Source organism: Thermococcus sp. Bubb.Bath (assembly GCF_012027595.1).
Taxonomy (GTDB): domain Archaea; phylum Methanobacteriota_B; class Thermococci; order Thermococcales; family Thermococcaceae; genus Thermococcus.
This window is the reverse complement of sequence record NZ_SNUR01000025.1, coordinates 1-482: the sequence shown is the minus strand read 5'-3', so window position 1 is coordinate 482 and position 482 is coordinate 1. Positions and strand designations below refer to the sequence as shown.

Here is a 482-nt window from a genome sequence, read left to right as displayed (position 1 = left end):
ACCCGACGCTCTTCCGATCTAGGGAGGCCTTTCCGGTTTCGTCTCTGATGCTCATGATGTAGTTCGGCTTCTCGTAGGCCAAAGTGTCCCACTTCACCACGAGCCAGACTAGCCCCTGTGCAGTCTTAAGGTCCGAGACCGTGACGAACTGGGCCTCTCCGCCGAGTTCGGCTTTCACAACGGCATTCGGAGTGAAGACAACCACCTCTGGCTCTCCTCTGTACTCCTCGACGTAGCCACCGACCTTAACTACGTCGCCGACCTCTGGGACGTAGGAAAGCTCGTTCGCAGTGGAGCGCGGCACGAAGACCGGCAAGTCGCCGACGACTATCTTGAGGTTGCCGCTGAGGTTGGCCACGTCCGTGACCTTGCCGACAACAGCGACGAGCTGTCCCTCCATCTCCGCGGTGACCTCGTCGGGCTTGAGGGGAATCGGGACTACGGACACCTCAACGGTGAGGTTCTCACCCTTCACAAGGCTA

Annotated in this window: 1 pseudogene; it reads right to left on the bottom strand. The window is 59.5% G+C overall.

The annotated features are described in order from the left end of the window. Positions 1-482, bottom strand: a pseudogene (locus E3E29_RS11350) (hypothetical protein); the annotation flags it as partial.